This window comes from Curtobacterium sp. MCBD17_026, assembly GCF_003234895.2.
Lineage (GTDB): Bacteria > Actinomycetota > Actinomycetes > Actinomycetales > Microbacteriaceae > Curtobacterium > Curtobacterium flaccumfaciens.
In genome coordinates this window covers 3,017,997-3,040,725 of sequence record NZ_CP126281.1, presented here as the reverse complement: position 1 = coordinate 3,040,725, position 22,729 = coordinate 3,017,997, and the positions used below count along the sequence as shown (strand labels likewise).

Sequence of the window (22,729 nt, the reverse complement as noted above, 5' to 3'; positions counted from 1 at the left end):
CCGGCGGGAGGCTCGGTGCGGACGTGCGCTGCGCCTCCCGTCAGGCGGTGGGGGTGACCTGGGCGATCGCGAGGCGGGCGACGAGTTCGACGTGCTCGGCCATGTCGCGGGTGGGGTCGAAGAGCCACTGGATCTGCATGCCGTCCGACACCGCGAGCAGCACGCTGGTGAGCTCGTCGGGGTCGATGTCGGTGCGCAGCCGGCCGTCCTGCTGCATGGTCCGGAAGTCTGCGGACAGGTCGCGGCGGCTTCGCTCGTAGCGCTCGCGGAAGTACTCGTGCGCCGGGTGCTCGGCGTCGGTGGCTGCCGCGGCGGACAGGTTGACGAACATCTGCACCAGCCCGGGGACCTCGGCGTTGTGCCGCACGATCGCGGCGAGCAGCGCTGCCGGGTCCGCGGCCTGCCAGTCGTGCGCGAGGTCGAGCTCGTCGCGGCGGCGGAGGATCTCGACCCAGAGCTCGTCCTTCGAGTCGAAGTAGTGCAGCAGTCCGGCCTGGGTCAGCTCCACGGCGTCGGCGATGTCCTTGATGCTCGTCCGCCGGAAGCCCTGCGACGCCACGAGGTCCAGCGCGACCGTGAGGATCTCCTCGCGCTTCGCGATGCCCTTTGCGTACGAACCCCGTCGTGCCATGGCCAGACTGTACCGCCCGCAGGAGACCCGGAGAAACCAAGCAACGGTTGGTTTTGGGTGGTACGGTGCAGGAGCTGCCAGCGCGGGCGGCGAACCCGGTGGATGGTGGGTGGGGCGACGAGGCCCCGGCCGTCCAGGCGGCGCCCCGCGGCCCTGAACGAGAGGACCGACCACCGTGACCACCGTGAACGACGCGAGCACTGCCTCCAGTCCGGCGACGCCGATGACCGAGCGCATCGATGCGCTCCTCGGCCAGCTGACCACCGACGAGAAGGTGCAGCTGCTCACCGGACGTGACTTCTGGACCACCTGGCCCATCGAGAAGATCGGGCTGCGCCGCATCCTGATGTCGGACGGTCCGTCGGGTGTGCGCGGCGAGGTGTGGGACGAGCGGGACCCGTCGCTGAACCTGCCGTCGGCGACCGCGCTGAGTGCGTCGTGGGACCGTGCGATCGCGAAGCGCTACGGCGCCGCCGCCGCGGTGGAGGCCCGCCGCAAGGGCGTCGACGTCGTGCTCGGCCCGACCATCAACCTGCACCGGTCCCCGCTCGGTGGCCGGCACTTCGAGGCGTTCAGCGAGGACCCGGTGCTCACCGGCGACCTGGCCGCGTCGTACGTCGACGGCGTGCAGGAGAACGGTGTCGCCGCGACCCCGAAGCACTACATCGCGAACGACTACGAGACCGACCGCTTCACCGCGTCGACCGAGGTGTCGGACCGTGCCCTGCGCGAGCTGTACCTGCTCGCGTTCGAGAAGGCCGTGACCGAGGCGCACGCCTGGGCGATCATGTCGTCGTACAACGCGATCAACGGCGTGACGGCGTCGGAGAGCGACCTGCTCGAGACCCCGCTCAACTCGGAGTGGGGCTTCGACGGGATCGTCGTGTCCGACTGGACCGGTGTGCGTTCGGTGGACTCGGCGAAGGCGTCGCAGGACGTCGCGATGCCCGGGCCGAACCCGTGGTGGAGCGAGGGCCCGCTGCTCGCAGCCGTGCAGTCCGGCGAGGTGCCGATGGCGGCGATCGACCGCAAGGTCCGCCGGATCCTGACCCTGGCCGCCCGCGTCGGCGCGCTCGAGGGCTTCGAGCCCGTCGCCGCGTCGCCCGTACACGTCGAGGACGGCATCGCGTTCGTGCGCGAGGCCGAGGCCGAGGGCACGGTCCTGGTCCGCAACACCGGTGTCCTGCCGCTCGACGCCCCTGCCGTGTCACGCATCGCGGTGATCGGGCACAACGCCGACCAGGCCCGCACGCAGGGCGGTGGCTCGGCCACGGTCGTGCCGTCGCAGGTCGTGTCACCGCTGGACGGCATTCGTTCAGCGTTCCCCGGCGCGAGCGTGGACTACGCGATCGGCGCCGTCGTGCAGGAGGGCATCGCAGAGTTCCCGCTGTCCACCATCACGAACCCCGGCACCGGGGAGCCCGGAGCCCGGGTCGCCTTCGTCAAGGACGGCGAGGAGCTGTTCGTCGAGGACCGTCGCGCGACGGCGCTGTTCTGGTTCGGCGGCGACGCCCCGACGCGCGAAGCCGACCGGCTCGACATCACCACCACCTACACGGCGGAGTCGACCGGGACCGTGCGGTTCGGCATCGGCGCGGCCGGACGGTCACGCATGTGGATCGACGGCGAGCTGCTGCTCGACGAGGACGTGCCGTTCGAGGGTGACCAGCTCGGTGCCGCGTTCCTCAACCCGCCGGCGCGGTCGGTGCCGGTCGAGGTGACGGCGGGGCAGCAGGTCGCGATCCGCATCGAGTACGACATCGTGCAGGACGAGACGCTCGGTGGGGTGCTGGCGTACCAGTTCGGCACCGAGCCGTCGGACGACGACCCCGCCGTGCTCATCGAGGCCGCGGTGGACGCAGCCCGCGGTGCGGACGTCGCGGTCGTCGTGGTCGGCACGAACTCGAAGGTCGAGTCCGAGGGCTACGACCGGTCCTCGCTGGCACTGCCCGGCCACCAGGACGACCTGGTGCGCGCGGTCGCCGCGGCGAACCCGAACACGGTCGTCGTCGTCAACGCCGGGTCACCGGTCGAGATGCCGTGGCGGAACGACGTCGCCGCGGTGCTGCTGACCTGGTTCGGCGGGCAGGAGTACGGCAACGCCCTGGCCGGCGTGCTGACGGGGGCGCAGGAGCCCGGCGGCCGCCTGCCCACCACGTGGCCCGTCGCGATGGCCGACGTCCCGGTGCTCGACGTCACCCCGGTGGACGGCAAGGTCTCCTACGACGAGGGTGTCCACGTCGGCTACCGGGCCTGGCTGCGGGCCGGCACGGAGCCGGCGTACCCGTTCGGGCACGGCCTCGGCTACACCACGTGGTCGATCGAGGGCGTCTCCGCGACCCCGACCGTGCGCGAGGGCGACGCCGTCATCGTCACGGCGACCGTCGCGAACACGGGCGACCGCGCCGGCAAGCACGTCGTGCAGGTCTACGCGTCCCGTGCGGAGTCGGCGGTCGACCGCCCGGTGCGCTGGCTGGTCGGGTTCGCCCCGGTCCGGCTCGCCGCGGGCGCCTCGACGGAGGTCTCGATCGAGGTCCCGGCGCGTGCCTTCGCCCACTGGGACGGCTCGTGGCAGTACGAGTCGGGGACCTTCACGCTGCACGTCGGCGCCTCGGTCGTCGACGACGCCGGAACCGCGTCCCTCGAACTGGAGTGACGAAGTCGTCCGGTTTCCGCGCAGCTCCCAACTCCATTCAGTAACATCGTTCTGCGCGAGTCGGCTGGTTACCGTCCGCGCACGCACCGACTACGGGGTCGCTGGGTGAGCGACTCGGTCTCCTGATCCGGCCGTTGTTGCCCTGGCCTCCCCGGTGCGTCCCAGAATGCGTCCCCGCGTCCGCGCGGGGACGCATTCGTCGTTCCGGCGCGGAACCGCATCGGTGAACCGGTTCCCGCACTTCGTCCCGCATCGGAAAAACGGGTGACACTTGGTCAACTTTCTACGTCCCGGGTGCGCGGATCGGTGTGACAAACCGCTCGGTAGGTGGAACGATGGGTGCACCATCTCGTACGGATCAGGGACGAGATGGTCATCCGGTCGGGCTCTGTGAGACTCACCAACTCGTCCAGAGCCCACCGGATGCCCTTGACTCTCGGTGGCAGGCTCGCAGTGATCAGGCCGGCGGTGCCGGTGCTCAGGCCCGCACGGCGGGTGCGATCTCCTCGGCCACGATGCGCAGGATCCGCTCGTGCGCCGCACGGTCGCCGTTCGCCGGCAGGGTGATGACGAGTTCGTCGGTGGCGGTGACAGCCGGGTCGGTGAGCAGTGCGTCGACGATGGCGGCCGGCTCGCCGGACAGGACCTTGCTGAACCGGAACGGTGGCGTGCCCGAGAGCGGCCGGCCCTCGTCGTCCATGCCCGATGCGTAGCCGGTCAGGAACTCCTGGTGCACGGCGCGGTCGTGGTCGTCGAGGAGCGGCACGACGATCCGGCCCACGGCGACCTTGGACTCGCGCTGCGGGTGGAGCTCGGCGAAGCGGTCGCGGTAGGCGGCGATCTGGTCGGCCTGCGCCTGGGCGAACGGCGCACCGGTGTCCTCGGTGTTCAGGGTCGAGCAGTGCAGCAGGAGCCCCTTCTCGGCTGTGCGGACCGCCGTGCCCATGCTGCCGCCGCCCCACCACACGCGGTCGCGCAGGCCCGGACTGAGCGGCTGCAGGGTCAGGTCGGCCCCGGCGGGGATGCTCTCGTAGCCCTTGCCGGCACTGCCGAGGGGCTCACCCTGCAGGACCTCGAGCAGGCGTGCGGCGCGCGCCTCGGCCTCGTCGCGGAAGCTGCGGTCGACCGTGCCGAACACCGGGTCGAGGATCGGGCCGTACCCGGCGATGCCCGTGCTGATGCCGAGCTGCACCCGGCCGCCGCTCAGCAGGTCGACCGTGCTGGCGTCCTCGGCCAGGCGCACCGGGTCCTCGTAGCGCATGCCGAGCACGGCGGTGCCGAACGCGATGCTGCTGGTGCGCTGCGCTGCGGCCGCGAAGAAGGTCATCGGGCTCGTCAGGTACGGCTCGAAGTGCCGTCCGCGCACCCAGCCCGTCCCGTAGCCGAGCGACTCGGCGGTCTCGAACAGGCGCAGCCCGTCCTCGAGGGCGCCGGCGGCGCCCCCGGTGCCACCGTGGTTCGGGACGAAGGATAGGAAGCCGAGTTCGCGCATGACGCGAGTCTATGCGCACGTATCAAAATGGGCCCGAGTCGGTGACCGGGCGGACGGGAGGCCCGTGGCGGCGCCGCACCGGGCCTCCCGTCCGGCACATGCGCACCTGGGAGGATGGGCACATGACCGACGTCACCACCGTGCCCCCGCTCGTCGCCGCGATCCCGGCGGCGGTGGACGGCGTCGTCGACCCCGACGAGGTCTACGAGGCCTTCGCGGACTGGGCCGCCGAGGGCGGCCGGCCGCTGTACCCGGCGCAGGACGAAGCGGTCATCGAGCTCGTCTCCGGCGCGAACGTCGTGCTGAGCACGCCGACCGGCACCGGGAAGTCGCTCGTCGCGGCCGGCGCGCACTTCGCGGCGCTCGCCGAGGGCAAGCGGAGCTACTACACGGCGCCGATCAAGGCGCTGGTGTCCGAGAAGTTCTTCCAGCTCGTCGAGCTGTTCGGTGCGCAGAACGTCGGCATGGTCACCGGTGACTCGAGCGTCAACGCCGACGCGCCGATCGTCTGCTGCACCGCCGAGATCCTGGCGAACCTGGCCCTGCGGCAGGGGCCGGACGCCGACGTGGACGTCGTCGTCATGGACGAGTTCCACTTCTACGGCGACCCCGACCGCGGCTGGGCGTGGCAGGTGCCGCTGCTCGTGCTCGAGCGTGCGCAGTTCCTGCTCATGTCGGCGACCCTCGGCGACGTCACCACGATCGCTGACGACCTGTCCCGACGCACCGGACGGCCCACCGCCCGCGTGACCGGTGTCTCCCGACCCGTGCCGCTCGAGTACCAGTACGTGATGACGCCCGTGCAGGAGACGGTGGAACGGCTGCTCGAGGAGGGCAAGGCGCCGATCTACATCGTGCACTTCGCCCAGGCCGCAGCCCTCGAACGGGCGCAGTCGCTGATGTCGGCGAAGGTCGCCACGCGCGAACGCCGTGACCAGATCGCGGACGCCATCGCCGGCTTCCGGTTCAGCGCCGGGTTCGGACAGACCCTGTCGCGCCTGATCCGGGCGGGCATCGGCGTGCACCACGCCGGCATGCTGCCGAAGTACCGACGGCTCGTCGAGCAGCTCGCCCAGCGCGGCCTGCTGCCCGTCATCTGCGGCACCGACACCCTGGGCGTCGGGATCAACGTGCCGATCCGATCCGTGCTGTTCACCGGGCTGACGAAGTTCGACGGCACGAAGATGCGCCAGCTGTCCGCGCGGGAGTTCCACCAGATCGCCGGTCGTGCCGGACGCGCCGGGTACGACACCGAGGGTGACGTCGTCGCCGAGGCACCCGAGCACGACATCGAGAACGCCCGCGCCGTCGCCAAGGCCGGCGACGACCCGAAGAAGAAGAACAAGATCAAGCGGAAGAAGGCGCCCGAGGGCTTCGTGTCCTGGGGGCAGGCGTCGTTCGAACGGCTGATCGCAGCCGAGCCCGAGCCGATGGTCTCGCGCATGCGGATCACGCACGCGATGGTGCTGTCCGTCGTCGCCCGTGGCGGGGACGCCTTCGCGGACGTCCGGTCGCTGGTCTACGACAACCACGAACCGCGCTCCCGGCAGCTCGCGATGGCCCGGCGGGCACTCGTCATCGCCCGGACCCTCATCAACGCCCGGGTGATCGAGAAGGTCGACGGTGGCTATCGTCTGACGGTCGACATCGCGCCGAACTTCGCGCTCAACCAGCCGCTGTCACCGTTCGCGCTCGCCGCGTTCGAGTTGCTCGACCCTTCTTCTCCCACCTACGCGCTGGACATGGTGTCCGTCGTGGAGGCCACACTCGACGACCCGCGAGCGATCCTGTCGCAGCAGCAGTTCAAGGAGCGCGGCGAGGCCGTCGCCCGGATGAAGCAGGAGGGGATCGAGTACGAGGAGCGGATGGAGCTGCTCGAGGAGGTCACCTGGCCTCGCCCGCTGTCCGAGCTGTTGGAGGCCGCGTACGAGGCCTACGCCGCAGAACAGCCCTGGGTGCTCGACTTCCAGCTGTCCCCGAAGGCCGTCGTCCGCGACATGTACGAACGCGCGATGACCTTCGGCGACTTCGTGCGCTTCTACCAGCTCACCCGCTCCGAGGGGCTCGTGCTCCGCTACCTGTCCGACGCGTACCGGACCATGCGGCAGACCATCGCCGAGGAACAGCGGACCCAGGAGCTCGACGACCTGATCGAGTGGCTGGGCGAGGTCGTGCGGCAGACCGACTCCTCGCTCGTCGACGAGTGGGAGGCGCTGCTCAACGGCGACGTCCTGCTGGCCTCCGAGGAGCACGAGGAGATCGCGCCGCCGCAGCCCGCACGGCTCACCGGCAACCCGCGGGCGTTCCGGGTGCTCGTGCGCAACGCCCTGTTCCAGCGGGTGCTGCTCGCCGCCGCCGACGACATCGACGGGCTCGGGGAACTCGACGCGACCGTCGGCTTCGACCGGTCGGCCTGGGACAACGTGCTCGAGGAGTACTACGAGGAGCACGACACCATCGGCACCGATGCTGACGCGCGCTCGATGCAGTACCTGGTGCTGGACGAGAGTGGTGCCACGGCGTCACCCCGTGTCTGGAAGGCACGGCAGATCTTCGCCGACCCCGAGGGCGACAAGGACTTCGGGTTCTCGGCGACGATCGACCTGGACGCCTCGGACGAGGTCGGCGAGGCCGTCGTGCGGGTCACCGAGATCGGGCGGTTCGACGGGTGGGCCGAGGTCGACGTCGACTGAGCGGGGCGGGGCGGTGTCGGCTCGGGGCTCGGGGCCGCTCCGGCGTGGGGGTCGCCGCACCACGACCACCACGCGCTCGGGCGTCGACCCGGCGTCGGGGGACCAGATCACGCAGCAGGAACGGCGCGACGGGACCTACTGACCGCCCGGAAGGGTCAGAAGAGGGTCGCGGGCGGGGTCGCGTCAGGCAGCGCGGACGGCTCCGCGACTTCGGCTCCCGGCCAGCCCGGACCGTGCGGCACGTCGGTGCCGTTCTGGAACGCGGTGGCAGCGCCGCGGGCACGGACGTCGGCGGCTTCGTTCATCTCGTGACCGACGTGGCCGCGGACCCACTCGAACGTGACCTTGCGGCCCTGCAGTTCAGCGTCGAGTTCCTTGATGATCTCGACGTTGAGGACCGGCTTGCCGTCGGCCTTCCGCCAGCCCTTGCGCTTCCAGCCGGCGAGCCACTCGGTGCAGGCCTTGATGGCGTACTGGCTGTCGCACAGGATGTGCAGCGGCTCACCGGTGTCCTTCGTGGCGCGGAGCAGCTGCAGGACGGCGGTGAGCTCGCCGATGTTGTTCGTCGCACGGGGCCAGCCGCCGGCCGCCCACCGGTCGTCGTCGACGTACCAGGCCCAGCCGGCGGGGCCGGGGTTGCCGAGGGCTGAGCCGTCTGCGGCGGCGACGATCGTCACGATGGGACCTCCTGGTGGTGCCGAGTGCTGGTCAACCGTAACGGACCGGCCCGGCCCCTCGGCTCAACGCCGAGCGGGGTCGATGTTGAGCGTGCTGCCCTCGAGCAGCCAGTCGTCGGCGCGTTGCTCCATGTAGGGGTTCATCCACTGCACCTGCGCCGGCGTGGCGCCGAACCGCTCCGCGACCGTCGAGAGCTCGTCGCCGTGGGCGACCAGGTAGTTCGCCGGTCGGCCGTCGACGTCGGTGACGATGCCGTAGGCGCCCGGTCGGTCCTTGCCGACGGCGACCCGGAGGTCGGGGTAGGGGTTCGGGATCTTCCACGTGAGGTCGGCGGCGGCGAGCACGGACCCCGCCCACGGGCGCTCGGAGGAGTCCTCGTCGGCCACCGTCGCCGGCACGAGGACGACACTGCGCAGGTAGTCGGGCCGCGGGCCGGACTGCCCCATCGTGAACGAGGCCGGAGGAGCAACCGAGGCGTCCCACTCGACGAAGTCCCGTACCAAGCCGTCCTCGCCGTCGAGCGGCTTCGCGGGCCGGTGTCGGAACTCCAGACGCATCGGCTGCGGATTGGTCGTCCGGTAGTGGGACAGCTGCGCGTCGAAGGTTCCGTTGTCGTTCGCCACGACGCGGACGTGGATGCTCGTGTCACCGCTCGGCGAGACGACGTCGGTCTCCGCCGCCACGGTGCCGGCGGGCAGGGCCTGCTCGGGCTCGTGCTCGGGCTCGGTCTTGGTCTCGACCCGATCGGTGTCGCGCGTCGGATCCGGCGCGGGCTCCGCCGTGCGTTCGGCCGCCTGTCGCGTCGGCGTCGGGATCGCGTCGTCGCCGCCGAACGCCGTGCACCCTGTGAGCAGCAGCCCCACCAGGGCGGAGCCGATCACCGCGGTCGTCGCGGTCCGTGTTCGTCCCATCGTTCCCCCTCGTCGGCAGCGTAGCGGGCGCGAGGGGCGTCATCGAGTGCGGGGAGCGGACCGAGCCGGACTCGTTACACGGGCCGAGGACTAGCGTCCGCTGCAGGAGGAAACACCATGAGCGACAGCATCCCGAACGCCCCCGGCCCCGAGCCGTCCGACGACCGAGCACGCAACGACGCGCTCCGCGACGCCGCTCACAGCGACGACGTCGACGGGGTCAGCGACCGCGAGCAGCGGGCAGCCGACACGTCGTACAGCCCGTCGAGCGAGCGTGAGATGGACGCATCCCAGACGAAGCAACGCGACGACGCCGACCTGCGTGAGGACGGCATCGACCCGTCCAGGGTCATCGCGGCCCCCGGGACCGGCGGTGCGGACGACGCCGGCGACGTGGAGCCGGAACCCGGCGACCTGCACCTGCCGTGGCAGTCCGAGGAGGACCGCCGGGGCTAGCTCGGCTACGACACCGAGTCCGGGTGGGAGCCCGTCCGCTGCCCGGACTCGAGCGTCGCGATCGCCGCGAGCTCGTCGTCGGTGAGCTCGAAGCCGTCGACGTCGAGGTTCGACCGGATCCGTGACGGCGTGACCGACTTCGGCAGCACCACGACGCCTTGCTGCACGTTCCACCGCACGAGCACCTGCGCCACGCTCACGCCGTGCGCGTCGGCGATGCCCGTCAGCACCGGCTCGTCGATCAGGCGCCCACGACCGAGCGGCGACCACGCCCCGGTGACGATGTCGTGCTGCTCGTGGAACGCGATGAGCTCGCGCTGCGGCAGCCACGGGTGGCGTTCGACCTGGTTCAGCGCCGGCACCTCGCCGGTCTCGTCGATGAGCCGCTGCAGGTGCGGCACCTGGAAGTTCGAGACACCGATGCTCCGTGCCCGCCCCGACTCACGCAGTTCCACCAGCGCCCGCCAGGTCTCGACGTAGCGGTCGTTCGCGGCGGCCGGCCAGTGGATCAGGTAGAGGTCGACGGCGTCGAGCCCCAGCCGCTCGAGGCTGCCGTCGAACGCCCGCAGGGTCGTGTCGCGCCCCTGGTGGTCGTTCCACACCTTGGTCGTCACGAAGACGTCGTCACGGTCCACCCTGGAGGCGCGGATCGCGTTGCCGACGCCGGTCTCGTTGCCGTACATCTCGGCGGTGTCGACGTGCCGGTAGCCGGCGTCGAGGGCGAGACCGACCGCCGTCTCTGCTTCGGCATCGTCGACCTTGTAGACGCCGAAGCCGATCCCGGGGATCGAGCGGCCGTCGCGCAGGGGGACTGAGGTGACCATGCACCCATCCTGCCGGTGCCTGGCGGGCGCGCGCCGGGCCTCCAGGCCATCTGTGGAGAACGCGACCCGTGCGCCGGGCGCACGTTCCTTCCCGTACCGGCCGCGATGGCAAGTGGAAACGGGCGTACCTGGTCAGAACTTCCGACCAGGTACGCCCGTTTCGACCAGGTACGCCCGAAACAGCCCGCCGCTCAGGTCGGCAGGTGCACCGGCTCGGTGTCGGGGAGCGGGCTGGCGTCACGGCCGCGCAGGTCGGGCAGCCAGCTCCGCATCGCCAGGGGGAGCAGCACGCCCAGCCCGGCCATCACTGCGCCGACGGTGAAGCCTCCGACGGGGCCGCTGCCGTCGATCAGGAACCCGGCGATCGCCGAACCGCCCGCGGCACCGATCAGTTGGCCGGTGCCCATCCAGCCGTAGGCCTCCGCCGTGTCGGAGAACTTGACGGTGGCGGAGACCGAACCGAACATCACCGCGAGGGCCGGTGCGATGCCCACACCCGCGATGACCAGGGCGAGGCAGAGCCACCAGAAGCCCGTGCCGCCGAGCGCCAGGGTGAGGCCGACGAAGACGACCGCCATGCGCGTCCACAGGGTGTTGCGCGAGATCGGGCGGTGGCCGAACGCCAGGCCGCCGGCGAGCGAACCGACCGCGAACACCGCGAGGACGATGCCGGCGTTCGGGCTGCCCTCGCCGAAGACGCTGGTGACGCTCGCCTCGACCGCGGCGCACGCTCCGATCAGCAGCAGGCCGGTCAGGGTGGCGACGACGACCGAGGGGCGCTTCAGCACGACACCGAAGGCGCGCTTCGATCGGGGGATGCGGACGCGGCCGAGCTCGGGGGAGGCGATGAACCACGCGCCGCCGACGACCAGGAACACCATCGCGACGACGATCGCCTCGACCGTGCCGACCTGGGTGGCGACGAAGGTGGTGATGACCGGGCCGGCGACCCAGATGAGCTCCTGCGCGCTGGCGTCGAGGGAGAAGAGGGGCGTGAGCTGCGCCGACGTCACCATCTTCGGGTAGATGGTGCGCACCGCGGGCTGCACGGGCGGGACCGCCAGGCCGCCGAGGAACCCGACCACCACGTACCCCCAGAGCGGCATGTACACGAACGCGATGACCACCATGCTCACGAGCGCGACGATGCTCGTCAGGATGAGGACGGGGCGCATGCCCCAGCTGCCCATCCACCGGCTGGTCAGCGGCCCGGCGATCGCCTGCCCGATGCTCGTCGTCGCGAGCACCAGCCCGGCGGCGCCGTAGGAATCGAACACGTGCTCGACGTGCAGCAGGTACGCCAGCGACAGCATGCCGAACGGGAACCGTGCGGTGAGCTGTGCGGCGATGACACGACCCACGCCAGGGGTCTTCAGGAGGGGCCCGTACGTACTCACGAGACGAGTGTACGGACCGGCCGGAAGGGGCTGTCCCCCGTCCTGGGGAGGGGCGGTTCGCGACACGCCGATGCGCTGATTCCACACATGTGGATCGGGACTGTCCACCGGTGTGGGGAAGTGTCGGTGGTCGGCCGGAGACTGGCGGAATCTCGGGCCTCCCGGGAATCCACAGACTGTGGAGGACGTTGTGGAGAACTACATGGCTGTAACACTTCCTCTTGTGGTCGGTGCTGCGGCTAGCCACTAGATGTAGTGTGGAGACATCGCAGCGGCCCCTCCCGGACACGACTGCGGACAGACATCAGCACCACCTCCACAGCACAGCAGAAACCAGTAGGAACCAGGGGAGAACATGGCCGTCACCGTCTACACCAAGCCGTCCTGCGTCCAGTGCACCGCGACGTACCGGGCCCTCGACAACAAGGGCATCGAGTACGAAGTGCACGACGTCTCCACGGACGAAGCAGCGCTCGAGCACGTCAAGAGCCTGGGCTACATGCAGGCCCCCGTCGTCGTCACGGACGACGACCACTGGTCGGGCTTCCGCCCCGACAAGATCGCGACCCTCAGCGCCGAACTGGCGTAGTCGTCTCCCGTCCTGCGGACGGTCACCCCGGTCCCGTTCAGGAGGCCCGGCGATCGCCCGCAGGACACCCGCCGGTCCGCCTGTTCCGCACCTTCTCGAGAGGAGCGCACCATGAGCCGATTGGTCTACTTCTCGAGCGTGTCCGGGTACACCGCGCGCTTCGTCGAGAAGCTCGGCCGCGACGCGGACCGGATCCCGCTCTACCCGAGCGAACCGTTCCTGCACGTCGACGAGCCCTACGTCCTGGTCCTGCCCACCTACGGTGGCGGCAACGGCGAGGGTGCAGTCCCCAAGCAGGTCATCAAGTTCCTCAACGACGCCCACAACCGCTCGCTCATCCGCGGCGTGGTGGTGGGTGGCAACACGAACTTCGGCGAGGCGTACGGCCTCGCAGGGGACGTCATCGCGCAGAAGTGCAACGTCCCCCTTCTGTACAGGTTTGAACTCTTCGGGACCCCTGACGACGTGTCGGCGGTCAACTCAGGATTGGATGCATTTTGGACGCAGCAGTTGCAGACGTCGATCTGACGTCGCCGCAGACGGGGATGGACTACCACTCCCTCAACGCGATGCTCAACCTCTACGACGCGGACGGGAACATCCAGTTCGACAAGGATCGTGAGGCCGCCAAGCAGTTCTTCCTGCAGCACGTCAACCAGAACACCGTCTTCTTCCACAACCTGAAGGAGCGGCTCGACTACCTGGTCGAGAACGAGTACTACGAAAAAGCCACGATCGACATGTACTCGCTGGACTTCATCCAGCGACTCAACGACCTGGCGTACTCGAAGAAGTTCCGGTTCCAGACGTTCCTCGGCGCGTTCAAGTACTACACGAGCTACACGCTCAAGACGTTCGACGGCAAGCGCTACCTCGAGCGCTTCGAGGACCGCGTCGTCATGACCGCCCTCGGCCTGGCCCAGGGCAACGAGCAGCTCGCCATCGACCTGGTCGAAGAGATCGTCGCCGGCCGCTTCCAGCCCGCGACCCCCACGTTCCTCAACACGGCGAAGGCACAGCGCGGCGAGCTCGTCTCCTGCTTCCTGCTCCGCATCGAGGACAACATGGAGTCGATCTCGCGCGGCATCAACTCCTCGCTGCAGCTCTCGAAGCGCGGCGGCGGCGTGGCCCTGCTCCTCTCCAACATCCGCGAGGCCGGCGCCCCGATCAAGCAGATCGAGAACCAGTCCTCGGGCATCATCCCCGTGATGAAGCTGCTGGAAGACTCCTTCTCCTACGCGAACCAGCTCGGTGCGCGTCAGGGTGCCGGCGCGGTCTACCTCAGCGCACACCACCCGGACATCATGAAGTTCCTCGACACCAAGCGCGAGAACGCCGACGAGAAGATCCGCATCAAGACGCTGTCCCTCGGCGTCGTCGTGCCGGACATCACGTTCGAGCTCGCGAAGAACAACGAGGACATGTACCTGTTCTCGCCGTACGACGTCGAGAAGGTCTACGGCGTCCCCTTCGGCGACGTCCCGATCTCCGAGAACTACCGCGCGATGGTCGACGACTCGCGCATCAAGAAGACGAAGATCAAGGCGCGTGACTTCTTCACGACCATCGCCGAGATCCAGTTCGAGTCGGGCTACCCGTACATCGTGTTCGAGGACACGGTGAACAAGGCCAACCCGATCAAGGGTCGGATCAACATGTCCAACCTGTGCTCGGAGATCCTGCAGGTCAACACCCCGACGACCTTCAACGAGGACCTGTCCTACAAGGAGATCGGCAAGGACATCTCCTGCAACCTCGGCTCGCTGAACATCGCGCTGACGATGGACTCGCCCGACTTCGGCAAGACCATCGAGACCGCCATCCGCGGCCTGACCTCGGTCTCGCAGATGTCGCACATCACCTCGGTGCGTTCCGTCGAGGACGGCAACGACAAGTCGCACGCCATCGGCCTCGGCCAGATGAACCTGCACGGCTACCTCGCTCGTGAGCGCGTCTACTACGGCTCCGAAGAGGGCATCGACTTCACGAACATCTACTTCTACACGGTGCTGTTCCACGCCCTGCGCGCGTCGAACAAGATCGCGATCGAGACGGGCGAGACCTTCGACGGCTTCCGCGACTCGAAGTACGCGTCGGGTGAGTTCTTCGACAAGTACACCGACCAGACGTGGACCCCCGCGACCGCTCGTGTTGCCTCGCTCTTCGACAACGCGAACATCACGATCCCGACGCAGGACGACTGGAAGGCGCTGAAGGCGTCCGTCCAGGAGCACGGCATCTACAACCAGAACCTGCAGGCCGTCCCGCCGACCGGTTCGATCTCGTACATCAACCACTCGACGTCGTCGATCCACCCGATCGCGTCGAAGATCGAGATCCGCAAGGAAGGCAAGCTCGGCCGCGTCTACTACCCGGCGCCGTTCATGACGAACGACAACCTGGACTACTACCAGGACGCGTACGAGATCGGCCCGGAGAAGATCATCGACACGTACGCCGCGGCGACGCAGCACGTGGACCAGGGCCTGTCCCTGACGCTGTTCTTCAAGGACACCGCCACCACGCGTGACATCAACAAGGCGCAGATCTACGCATGGCGCAAGGGCATCAAGACGATCTACTACATCCGTCTCCGCCAGCTCGCGCTGGAGGGCACGGAGGTCGAGGGCTGCGTCAGCTGCATGCTGTAGAGCTGCCGCTCTGCTCCCTGGAGGCGCGGTGCCAACCCGCACCGCGCCTCCAGTCCGTCACTTAGTCACCATCTCTGTAAGGAACACACGTTGGTCGAGAAGCTGAAGCTCATTGATCGGGTCCAGGCCATCAACTGGAACCGCATCCAGGACGACAAGGACGTCGAGGTCTGGAACCGTCTCGTCAACAACTTCTGGCTGCCCGAGAAGGTGCCGCTGTCGAACGACGTGCAGTCGTGGAACACGCTGACGCCGGCCGAGCAGACCCTGACCATGCGTGTGTTCACCGGTCTCACCCTGCTCGACACCATCCAGGGCACCGTCGGCGCCGTGTCGCTCATCCCCGACGCGATCACCCCGCACGAGGAAGCCGTCTACACGAACATCGCGTTCATGGAGTCGGTGCACGCCAAGTCCTACTCGTCGATCTTCTCGACCCTCGCGTCGACCCGTGAGATCGACGAGGCCTTCCGCTGGTCCGAGGAGAACCCGAACCTGCAGAAGAAGGCGTCCATCGTGATGGACTACTACCAGGGCGACAACCCGCTGAAGCGCAAGGTCGCCTCGACGCTGCTCGAGTCGTTCCTGTTCTACTCGGGCTTCTACCTGCCGATGCACTGGTCGTCGCGCGCCAAGCTCACGAACACCGCCGACCTGATCCGCCTGATCATCCGTGACGAAGCCGTCCACGGGTACTACATCGGGTACAAGTACCAGAAGGGCCTCGAGACCCTCACGCAGGCCGAGCGCGACGAGCTCAAGGACTACACGTTCTCGCTGCTGTTCGAGATGTACGAGAACGAGGTGCAGTACACGCAGGACCTCTACGACGAGGTCGGTCTGACCGAGGATGTCAAGAAGTTCCTGCACTACAACGCCAACAAGGCGCTGATGAACCTGGGCTACGAGCCGATGTTCCCGAAGAACATCACGGACGTGAACCCGGCCATCCTCTCCGCCCTGTCGCCGAACGCGGACGAGAACCACGACTTCTTCTCGGGGTCCGGGTCGTCGTACGTCATCGGCAAGGCCGTCAACACTGAGGACGAGGACTGGGACTTCTGACCCTGGTCTGACTCGTGGGGACGCCCCGCTGGCTTCGGCCTGGCGGGGCGTTTCCGTGTGCTTCGAAGCCGAGGCCCCTGGACGACGCCTGCAACGCAACAAGAGGATGTTGCTTGGGTTGCTGATCGTGCCGGCAGCGTTTACCAAACAGCCTCAACCGAGCGGCCGGCATCGCCGAGAGCTGTGCGTCGGGCTCAGGCGGATCTGGGGGTCTCGCCAACCGAGTTTGGGATCCCTATGGGACTCCCGGACGAGTGACAGCTCGGCGGAGACCTGGCGCCGCGAAGTGGCGTATGCATACAGCGCCACCCGCCTTCCGCGCGGCGTGATAGGTCTGAAGTGGGGCCTAGTCCCTGCTTCCCTGACGTCATCCTCGGTCTTCCGGTCTTGCCACTGGTTGAACTCGGTCCGTTTGTCGAGCCGGTCAGATGCTCGGTGTCCAGGAAAGACTGCGCGAGCCAGCGAAGTCGCCGCTAGCGTTCGAGCGCACGGCGCACAACACACGACCACGCTTGGCGACCGCAGCGAAGACCGTCGTGAAGTCCGCTGACTGTTGCCGATCACTCCGCTCGGCGAAGAGCACCTCGCGACCGCGGACGGTCCCTGGAACTGAGCGTCGTCAAGCACCGGGGTGACGCCGCCGCGACGTGACCGGTGGGGCGGGCCGCGGCCGTGCCTCCAGTCCGGGTCTGGAGGCACGCCTCCAGCGGGCGCGACGGCGCGGGCCGACAACCGCTCACGCTGGCGGCGTCGTTCCCGCGCCCTCGGTGTCGTCTGCGCCCGCCGGGCCGGTGTCGGCCTGGTCGAGGTTTTCGCGCGGGTCGCCCATGTCACCGGTCGCCTTGCCCGCGGGGGACAACCCGAAGTGCTTGCGGACGGCGTTCGCCTCGGTGACGGACAAGGTGTTCCCGGCTCCGGCGGACGGCGCACCCTTGACCGCGCTCTTCGTGTACCCGACGTGCAGGTCCGTGCCGTCGAAGGTGGCGTCCTCGACCGGGACGAGCGTGGTGTGACCCCCGCGGAGTCCGGTCGTGACGCTGACGAACGCGGCGCTGCCGTGCTCGTCGGAGGGGAACACCTGCGCGACCTTGCCTACCGACGCGCCGTCGCGGTCTCGGACGGTCGCGTGCTCCACTTCGTGGATCTGGTCCTTCGTGATCATGTGTGCAGTCAACGCCCTCGGCCTGACGCCGGTGAGTCAGTCTGCGCGTCCTCGTGACCGGTCTGATCCTCGAGCGCCGCTCGGCGTACCGCGAGGTGGGCAGCAGGAACGGAGAGGGCTGCGCCGCCCACGAAGATGACCGACGCGACGATCACCGGGGCGGGGGTGCGGAGCGCGGGCACGAGGATGCACACCGCGCACCAGAGGACGGTGATCACGCCCGAGATCAGCGTCGGAGGCAGCGCCGCTCGGTGCCCGGTCCGCCAGGCGTCGTCGCTGGACATCGTGACGCGCGTCCGGACGCCGGCGAGGTCGTTCCGGCCGAGCTGCCCGGTCGCAGCTCGCCACGTCAACCACATCACGAGGACCGCTCCGCCGATCTCGAGGGCGAGTGCGGACACCATGGCTCCGGGCATGGTGACGACGCTAACGCCCTGGAGCATGAACGGCAACATTCCGGACGCTCGGTGGCGAGCGAGCGTCCCGACGCTGATGGCTGGGGACCGGCCGCGAGCCGACTCGACTGAACGTCGAGAGATGGCTGCCCGAGAGGGGAAGCATCACGAAGGGGCTCACCGGACGACGGCTGCGCTCTCGCTGGAACTGGATCGGCCGGTCGTACGCTCCCTCCCGGGCGGGTCCGATCCTCAGACGACCGTCGCTGAACTGGCCCATCGCACCTCCGGATTGCCGCGAGGTCCGACGAGGATCCGCGATGCCCGTCGACCGCCTGGTTGCGCAGGGTCATCGGCCGTCCAGTAGTGTCGTAGTACAGATCGCGGTCCACACGGGGGTGTGCGTGTCGATTGTGTTCGATGACGGGGCAGCCGATGCCCTCATCGCTGCTGCGGAGGGGGCTTCCGGGGACCTGCGGTCGCAGGCTATGGCGGATCGGGTGCGAGTCGAGGCGGCGGTTCGGGACTTCCGCGGCAGCTACGCGACGCTCTTCACGACCGACAGCACGATCCGGTCGGAGGACACGCAGCGTCTCGCCGGTGTCTTCGCTGACCTCAAGACATCGATCGATCGGGCGAAACGCGAGGCTGAATCCGAGCGGCGCCGACTCCGGGAATCGCGCGATTGGAGTGCGCGTGAGGAGGAGCGTGAGCAGCGTCGCGCGTCCGGGGATCCGCTCGCTGTGGCGTCGGCCTACATCGACGGCGTGATCGACCGACGTCCGGATGACACGGCTGTGCACCCGACCCCGGTCACGGCAACGTTCCTGCCGAGGGCGCGCCCGCGCACGGCTGGCGGGAGCTCGGGAAGCACGTCCTCCGCGGATCCTGATGCGCTCCTGACGTTCGTCGGGGCCAGCAGAGCGGCCGACGGCAGCGCTGGGCAGCACCTGATCCGGGTGAAGAACGCCTGGACCCGCTTCTGCTCGGCTTGCTCGTGGGTGCCGGTCCAGGGTTCGACAGTCGTGGCGGGGTTCGACCAGCTGATGGCCGAGAACGCCCTGGAGGCGAGCTGGATCGAAGGCATCGCGAACGCCTTCGACCGCGCTGGCGGCGGCGCTCTCCCGGACCTGACGCTCGACGCCGTGGCGACGGCGACCGCGTCGCCAGCGCTGTCCGAGCTGCTCCGGCCGGGTCTGACCCCTGCCGAGGTCGCCGCGGCTTGGGCGAAGGTCCCGCAGACGGACGAGTACATCGAGTCCTTGCCGTTGGCGACGCAGTACCTGCTCGCAAACCTCGACGGCATCCCTGCTGCGAAGCGCGACATCGCGTCACGAGCCGTGCTTGCAGCGGCGGTGCGGGATCCGGAGCGCGTGTACACGCTCATGGGCTTCGGCGAGAAGCGCATCGGCCGGTCGGACTTCGAGGAACAGGTCAACGCGCTGCAGGAGGCCGTCGACGCGGCCGACCTCAGCGCTGAGACACTCCCCGGCCCTGCGGCGTCCAAGACGGCGCAACTCGTTGGATTCGGGGAGCACGACGGTGCGCTGGTCGCCGCCGTGTCGCTTGGGAACCTCGACAAGGCGAAGAACGTGACGGTGAACGTGCCGGGGATGAACTCGGACGTGGCTGGCATGGGCGAGCGCGTCGTGGCCGCCGAGGGATTGTTGCGCCAGGCGCACAGCGATGACCGATCGCAGACCTACGCCGTCGTTTCCTGGGTTGGCTACCACGCGCCGAACCCGGCGGAGGTGGGCGCACCCGACCGATCGGAATCCGGCGCAGGCCAACTGGCCTCCTTCGTGGACGGTGTCTTCGACAGCAGGTCGGACGGTGGCCCCGACACCTTCACGGTTGCAGCGCACTCGTACGGCTCCACCACCGCGGTGCAGGGGCTTCAGTTGACGGAACACCAGGTCGACTCGTTCGTGTCGTACGGGTCCGTCGGCTTCCCGCGCGGGACCGAGATCGACGACGTCCACGCCGCGAACGTGTACGTGACGGCCGCGAAGGACGATCCGTTCGCGCCGGTCGGTCAATGGCTGGGCGTGGCGACCCGGGCAGATCCGCTCGGGTTCGACGGCGTGCAGGAGTTCTCCTCGGAAGCAGCCGAGGGTACGAGAGGGGTGACGGGCCACGACATGTGGCACGACTCCGATTCGGACGACGTCGGGTACCTCTCGAATGACTCGACCACGCTCCGCACGCTGGCGCAGATCGTCGCAGACGGGAAGATGGGGCCATGAGAGTCAAGATTCGTCCCCGACTGCGCGGCGCGATCGTGACCATGCTCGCGGCCGTGGTGCTCGCGACGACCGGATGCGTCTCAGGCGGCGCAAGCAGAGGAGGCGACGTGACCGGACAGGACGCGCAAGACGCTGCAGGCAAGACTCAGGCGCAGGTAGCCGATCTCTCGTTGCAGGACGAGTTCGAGCTGGCTGGCGAGCGGTACGAGCACGGGCAGGCCGTGCTCGCAGCCGCACAACGACAGATCTCGGACGGCACGTGGTACTGGAACGGCGGAGACGTCCGTCCTCTGCCCGCAGGCGACGACGCGTTCGGCAAGGCGCCGGAGGGTGCGACCGACGAGAACTCCTACGCGTTCCGAGCCGTACGGATCATCGAACCGGAGGGTGCGACCGGCGCGGTGGAGGACCTCGATCCGATGCAGCGCTACTTCGATGAAGAAGGGTGGCGCTGGAGCAGCGCGAAGGTCGGTACGGATCACGAGGTGCGGGCCGACACCAGTGACGGATGGTGGGTGACCTGGAACGTGCGGCCGAACGGGCAGTACTCGCTCGGGGTGTACAGCGAGGCGTTCTGGGCACACGATGCTCCGGAGCTCATCAAGGCGATCGCACTGCGCGACCCCGCCGACTTCCCCGATGAATCCGAGCCGGGTGTCTCGGAGCCGTTCCCGAAGTGGAGCGATCCTGTCCGGCAGCGCTGATCTCCGGACGAGGGTGCGCCTCGCAGACGCCGACCGGTCTGCGAGGAACTCCCGCGTGGCACTCACTCGGTGGAGGGCCGTCACCGGCCGCCGAGCGACCGCAGCCGCACTGCTCATGGTGGTCGTCCTCTCCGGCTGCAGCGCCGGCATCGGGAAGACTCCCGAGCAGGCGAAGGAGTCCATCGCCACGTTCGTCGAGGGCTCGACCGACGTGGTGGGGGACGGCTGGGAAGTAAGCGACGGTCCGGGGCTCGGGAAGTGCGGCCGGGGTCTGGGGCAAGGGGGCGTCCAGTACGTCTACGCCATGGTCCGCTCCGCGAGCGCTGACCCGAAGGCCGACGTCAAGGCGGTGGAACAGCACTGGAAGGAACTCGGGGTCACGACCGAGCGGTACCAGACCGGCGGCGAGGACCCGATCCTCGGCGTCCGGGGCAGGGGCGGTCCGGTGAGCTCCTCCGACTTCCGCGCGGATCCCCGCGGGTACACGATCGACGGCAGCTCGCAGTGCGTCGCGGGGGACTTCGAGAAGATGAGCCTCGACAGTCAGGAGTGACGACCGCAACCTGACCACCGGAACCGAGCCGCGCCTCCAGACCTGCCCGCGACGCGAGCCCCTGCCGGGCGCGACATGGAAGACGGCCCGCCCCGTTGCCGAGGCGAGCCGTCCGGTCGGACCGGGACGCTAGCGCGCAGCCGGCACCGCCACGCGAGCGAGCTCGGCCCGCACGATGTCCGCACCAGCGGACAGCGCACTGAGCTTGTCCAGCGCTGCACCCCGCGCCAGGGGAGCCATCCCGCAGTTCGAACTGGGGATGAGCTTGTCGGCATCGACGAACTCGAGCGCCCGACGCAGCACCTCCGCGACCTCCTCCGGCGTCTCCACGGTCTCGGTCGCGACGTCGATCGCCCGAGCATGACCTTCTTCCCGCGGATCAGCTCGACGAGCTCGAGCGGGACGTTTGAGTGGATGCACTCCAGCGAGACGATGTCGATGGACGACTGCTGCAGCAGCGGGAAGGACTGCTCGTACTGCCGCCACTCGGCGCCGAGCGTTTCCTTCCACTTGTTGTTCGCCTCGATGCCGTAGCCGTAACAGATGTGCACCCCGGTCTCAGCGTGGAGTCCTTCGGTGGCGCGCTCGAGCGCGGCCACGCCCCAGTCCTGCACCTCGTCGTGGAAGACGGTGAAGGCGGTCTCGTCGAACTGGATGATGTCGACGCCCGCGTCCTGGAGCTCGCGCGCTTCGTGGTTGCAGATCGTCCACCTCCGCAGGCCCTCTCGCTGAGTCCGGAGACGACACGCCCGGGTCACTTCTGAAGTTGTATATCTGATGTATTGGTGAGTTGACTGCTCATTGTCGGCAACGCCGCCGACGACGAGACCCGGCGTTGGGGCCGGAGAGAGAGGGGAAGTTTCATGAAGCAGTCGACCTACGGGCGGATCGTCTCGATCGGCGCAGTGTGCGCCGTCGTCGCCACCTCCATCATTGGTGCCGCGCCAGCCAACGCCGCGGCCGCACCGCCCGCCGCCGGTGACGTTGCCGCTCCGCGAACGCCGTCTGCAGTGTTGTCGGCTATCCGCGCCGACCTCGTTGCTTCCGGAGCCTCGTCTGACGTCGCGGCCTTCGACCACCTCAACGCTGAACAGCGACACGAGCTCGCCTCGTACTTCTTGGATCCGGCTGTTGCGTCTGCCGCAACTGCCGCCTCCGACGAGAGAGTGCTTGGCCCGGCGACCGTTCGCACGAGCGGGGACTTTGAGTGGGGTGAGGTGGAATCGTCGGGGGCCGAGCGAAGCGAGGATGGCGTCGGGGTGGGGACCAGGGCGGCATCGCGGTCCTCCTGGGGCACACAGTGGTTCGCCTTCGCTGGAATCAGGCTCACCGAGACGAAGGTTTCGATGTCGTACGAGTACAGCGGTACTACGGCGAGGAAGATGCTCGGATACTCGTGCACGGTCGTCAGGAACGTGCAGCCGTTCACTCAGGTGACGACCTCCAAGAGCAGCGGCTACATCAGTGGCGGGCAGGCCACCGCGAAGTGCAAGGTCGTCGTGAAGCGTGGCGTGCCGACCCCATGGGGAACGATTGCGTGGAGCACGTACTCCGCGGTCCAGCGGCTCAGCGCCAAGGGCAACGGCGCGATCACCTACAACCGCTGGGAGTGAACGAATTGACGTC

At 68.7% G+C, this 22,729-nt stretch carries 19 protein-coding genes and 1 pseudogene; 11 read left to right on the top strand and 9 right to left on the bottom strand.

Annotation, left to right across the window (positions count from 1 at the left end):
• Positions 1 to 40 precede the first annotated feature (40 nt).
• The gene (locus tag DEI85_RS14430; RefSeq protein ID WP_084741272.1) at positions 41 to 631 is read right to left on the bottom strand and encodes a TetR/AcrR family transcriptional regulator; all 591 of its coding nucleotides are present in this window, start codon (positions 629 to 631) and stop codon (positions 41 to 43) included.
• A gap of 223 nt (positions 632 to 854) precedes the next feature.
• Between DEI85_RS14430 and DEI85_RS14425 the strand changes: the two genes are divergently transcribed.
• The gene (locus tag DEI85_RS14425; RefSeq protein ID WP_181436289.1) at positions 855 to 3,287 is read left to right on the top strand and encodes a beta-glucosidase H; all 2,433 of its coding nucleotides are present in this window, start codon (positions 855 to 857) and stop codon (positions 3,285 to 3,287) included.
• 478 nt (positions 3,288 to 3,765) lie between these two features.
• On the opposite strand, the gene DEI85_RS14420 is transcribed toward DEI85_RS14425, so the two are convergent.
• Positions 3,766 to 4,779, bottom strand: coding sequence for an LLM class flavin-dependent oxidoreductase (locus DEI85_RS14420; protein WP_111122833.1), 1,014 nt, complete (start codon positions 4,777 to 4,779; stop codon positions 3,766 to 3,768).
• Between the two features lie 122 nt (positions 4,780 to 4,901).
• On the opposite strand from DEI85_RS14420, the gene DEI85_RS14415 reads away from it, so the two are divergent.
• A complete protein-coding gene (locus tag DEI85_RS14415) occupies positions 4,902 to 7,472 on the top strand; it encodes a DEAD/DEAH box helicase (protein ID WP_110861062.1) in 2,571 nt (856 codons plus the stop codon).
• A 155-nt stretch (positions 7,473 to 7,627) separates the two neighbouring features.
• Here DEI85_RS14415 and DEI85_RS14410 read toward each other — a convergent pair whose 3' ends face one another.
• Both DEI85_RS14410 and DEI85_RS14405 read right to left on the bottom strand, forming a co-directional pair.
• On the bottom strand, positions 7,628 to 8,149 hold the full coding sequence (locus DEI85_RS14410; protein WP_110861060.1) for a ribonuclease H family protein: 522 nt from the start codon (positions 8,147 to 8,149) through the stop codon (positions 7,628 to 7,630).
• Positions 8,150 to 8,212: 63 nt separating this feature from the next.
• Positions 8,213 to 9,061: a hypothetical protein gene (locus tag DEI85_RS14405; protein WP_146248955.1), complete on the bottom strand. Its 849-nt coding sequence runs from the start codon at positions 9,059 to 9,061 to the stop codon at positions 8,213 to 8,215.
• Between the two features lie 117 nt (positions 9,062 to 9,178).
• Between DEI85_RS14405 and DEI85_RS14400 the strand changes: the two genes are divergently transcribed.
• Positions 9,179 to 9,517 (top strand): hypothetical protein, encoded by a 339-nt coding sequence (locus tag DEI85_RS14400; protein ID WP_110861056.1) that lies wholly within the window; start codon positions 9,179 to 9,181, stop codon positions 9,515 to 9,517.
• A 5-nt stretch (positions 9,518 to 9,522) separates the two neighbouring features.
• Here DEI85_RS14400 and DEI85_RS14395 read toward each other — a convergent pair whose 3' ends face one another.
• Positions 9,523 to 10,341 (bottom strand): aldo/keto reductase, encoded by an 819-nt coding sequence (locus DEI85_RS14395; protein WP_111122835.1) that lies wholly within the window; start codon positions 10,339 to 10,341, stop codon positions 9,523 to 9,525.
• A gap of 191 nt (positions 10,342 to 10,532) precedes the next feature.
• Positions 10,533 to 11,738: an MFS transporter gene (locus DEI85_RS14390; RefSeq protein WP_110861052.1), complete on the bottom strand. Its 1,206-nt coding sequence runs from the start codon at positions 11,736 to 11,738 to the stop codon at positions 10,533 to 10,535.
• 355 nt (positions 11,739 to 12,093) lie between these two features.
• Between DEI85_RS14390 and nrdH the strand changes: the two genes are divergently transcribed.
• From nrdH to nrdF, 4 genes are all read left to right on the top strand, one after another.
• Complete coding sequence (nrdH, locus tag DEI85_RS14385; RefSeq protein WP_017886897.1) at positions 12,094 to 12,327, top strand: glutaredoxin-like protein NrdH; 234 nt, start codon at positions 12,094 to 12,096, stop codon at positions 12,325 to 12,327.
• A 111-nt stretch (positions 12,328 to 12,438) separates the two neighbouring features.
• Complete coding sequence (nrdI, locus tag DEI85_RS14380; RefSeq protein ID WP_027465945.1) at positions 12,439 to 12,855, top strand: class Ib ribonucleoside-diphosphate reductase assembly flavoprotein NrdI; 417 nt, start codon at positions 12,439 to 12,441, stop codon at positions 12,853 to 12,855.
• A 17-nt stretch (positions 12,856 to 12,872) separates the two neighbouring features.
• Entirely contained in the window at positions 12,873 to 14,978 is a 2,106-nt protein-coding gene (nrdE, locus tag DEI85_RS14375) for a class 1b ribonucleoside-diphosphate reductase subunit alpha (protein WP_110861050.1), read from the top strand.
• Between the two features lie 90 nt (positions 14,979 to 15,068).
• Positions 15,069 to 16,043 carry a class 1b ribonucleoside-diphosphate reductase subunit beta gene (gene nrdF / locus DEI85_RS14370; RefSeq protein ID WP_017886894.1) on the top strand — a complete coding sequence of 325 codons (975 nt, stop codon included), beginning with the start codon at positions 15,069 to 15,071 and terminating at the stop codon, positions 16,041 to 16,043.
• A gap of 736 nt (positions 16,044 to 16,779) precedes the next feature.
• Here nrdF and DEI85_RS14365 read toward each other — a convergent pair.
• Together DEI85_RS14365 and DEI85_RS14360 are read right to left on the bottom strand one after the other, a co-directional pair.
• Positions 16,780 to 17,205, bottom strand: coding sequence for a hypothetical protein (locus tag DEI85_RS14365; protein WP_110861048.1), 426 nt, complete (start codon positions 17,203 to 17,205; stop codon positions 16,780 to 16,782).
• Positions 17,206 to 17,213: 8 nt separating this feature from the next.
• Positions 17,214 to 17,621 (bottom strand): SdpI family protein, encoded by a 408-nt coding sequence (locus tag DEI85_RS14360; RefSeq protein ID WP_111091020.1) that lies wholly within the window; start codon positions 17,619 to 17,621, stop codon positions 17,214 to 17,216.
• Between the two features lie 299 nt (positions 17,622 to 17,920).
• Here DEI85_RS14360 and DEI85_RS14355 point away from each other — a divergent pair, with 299 nt between their 5' ends.
• From DEI85_RS14355 to DEI85_RS14345, 3 genes are read left to right on the top strand one after another with little or no spacing between them, the layout of a single operon-like run.
• The gene (locus DEI85_RS14355; RefSeq protein ID WP_111122836.1) at positions 17,921 to 19,846 is read left to right on the top strand and encodes an alpha/beta hydrolase; all 1,926 of its coding nucleotides are present in this window, start codon (positions 17,921 to 17,923) and stop codon (positions 19,844 to 19,846) included.
• Complete coding sequence (locus DEI85_RS14350; protein WP_284183432.1) at positions 19,843 to 20,550, top strand: hypothetical protein; 708 nt, start codon at positions 19,843 to 19,845, stop codon at positions 20,548 to 20,550. The genes DEI85_RS14355 and DEI85_RS14350 overlap by 4 nt, the downstream gene beginning before the upstream one ends.
• 55 nt (positions 20,551 to 20,605) lie before the next feature.
• Complete coding sequence (locus DEI85_RS14345) at positions 20,606 to 21,103, top strand: hypothetical protein (protein ID WP_110861037.1); 498 nt, start codon at positions 20,606 to 20,608, stop codon at positions 21,101 to 21,103.
• A 129-nt stretch (positions 21,104 to 21,232) separates the two neighbouring features.
• Here the strand turns inward: DEI85_RS14345 and DEI85_RS14340 are convergent.
• Positions 21,233 to 21,807: pseudogene (locus DEI85_RS14340) on the bottom strand (uroporphyrinogen decarboxylase/cobalamine-independent methonine synthase family protein); the annotation flags it as partial.
• A gap of 159 nt (positions 21,808 to 21,966) precedes the next feature.
• Between DEI85_RS14340 and DEI85_RS14335 the strand changes: the two are divergent.
• A complete protein-coding gene (locus DEI85_RS14335) occupies positions 21,967 to 22,716 on the top strand; it encodes a hypothetical protein (RefSeq protein WP_111090978.1) in 750 nt (249 codons plus the stop codon).
• Positions 22,717 to 22,729 lie beyond the last annotated feature (13 nt).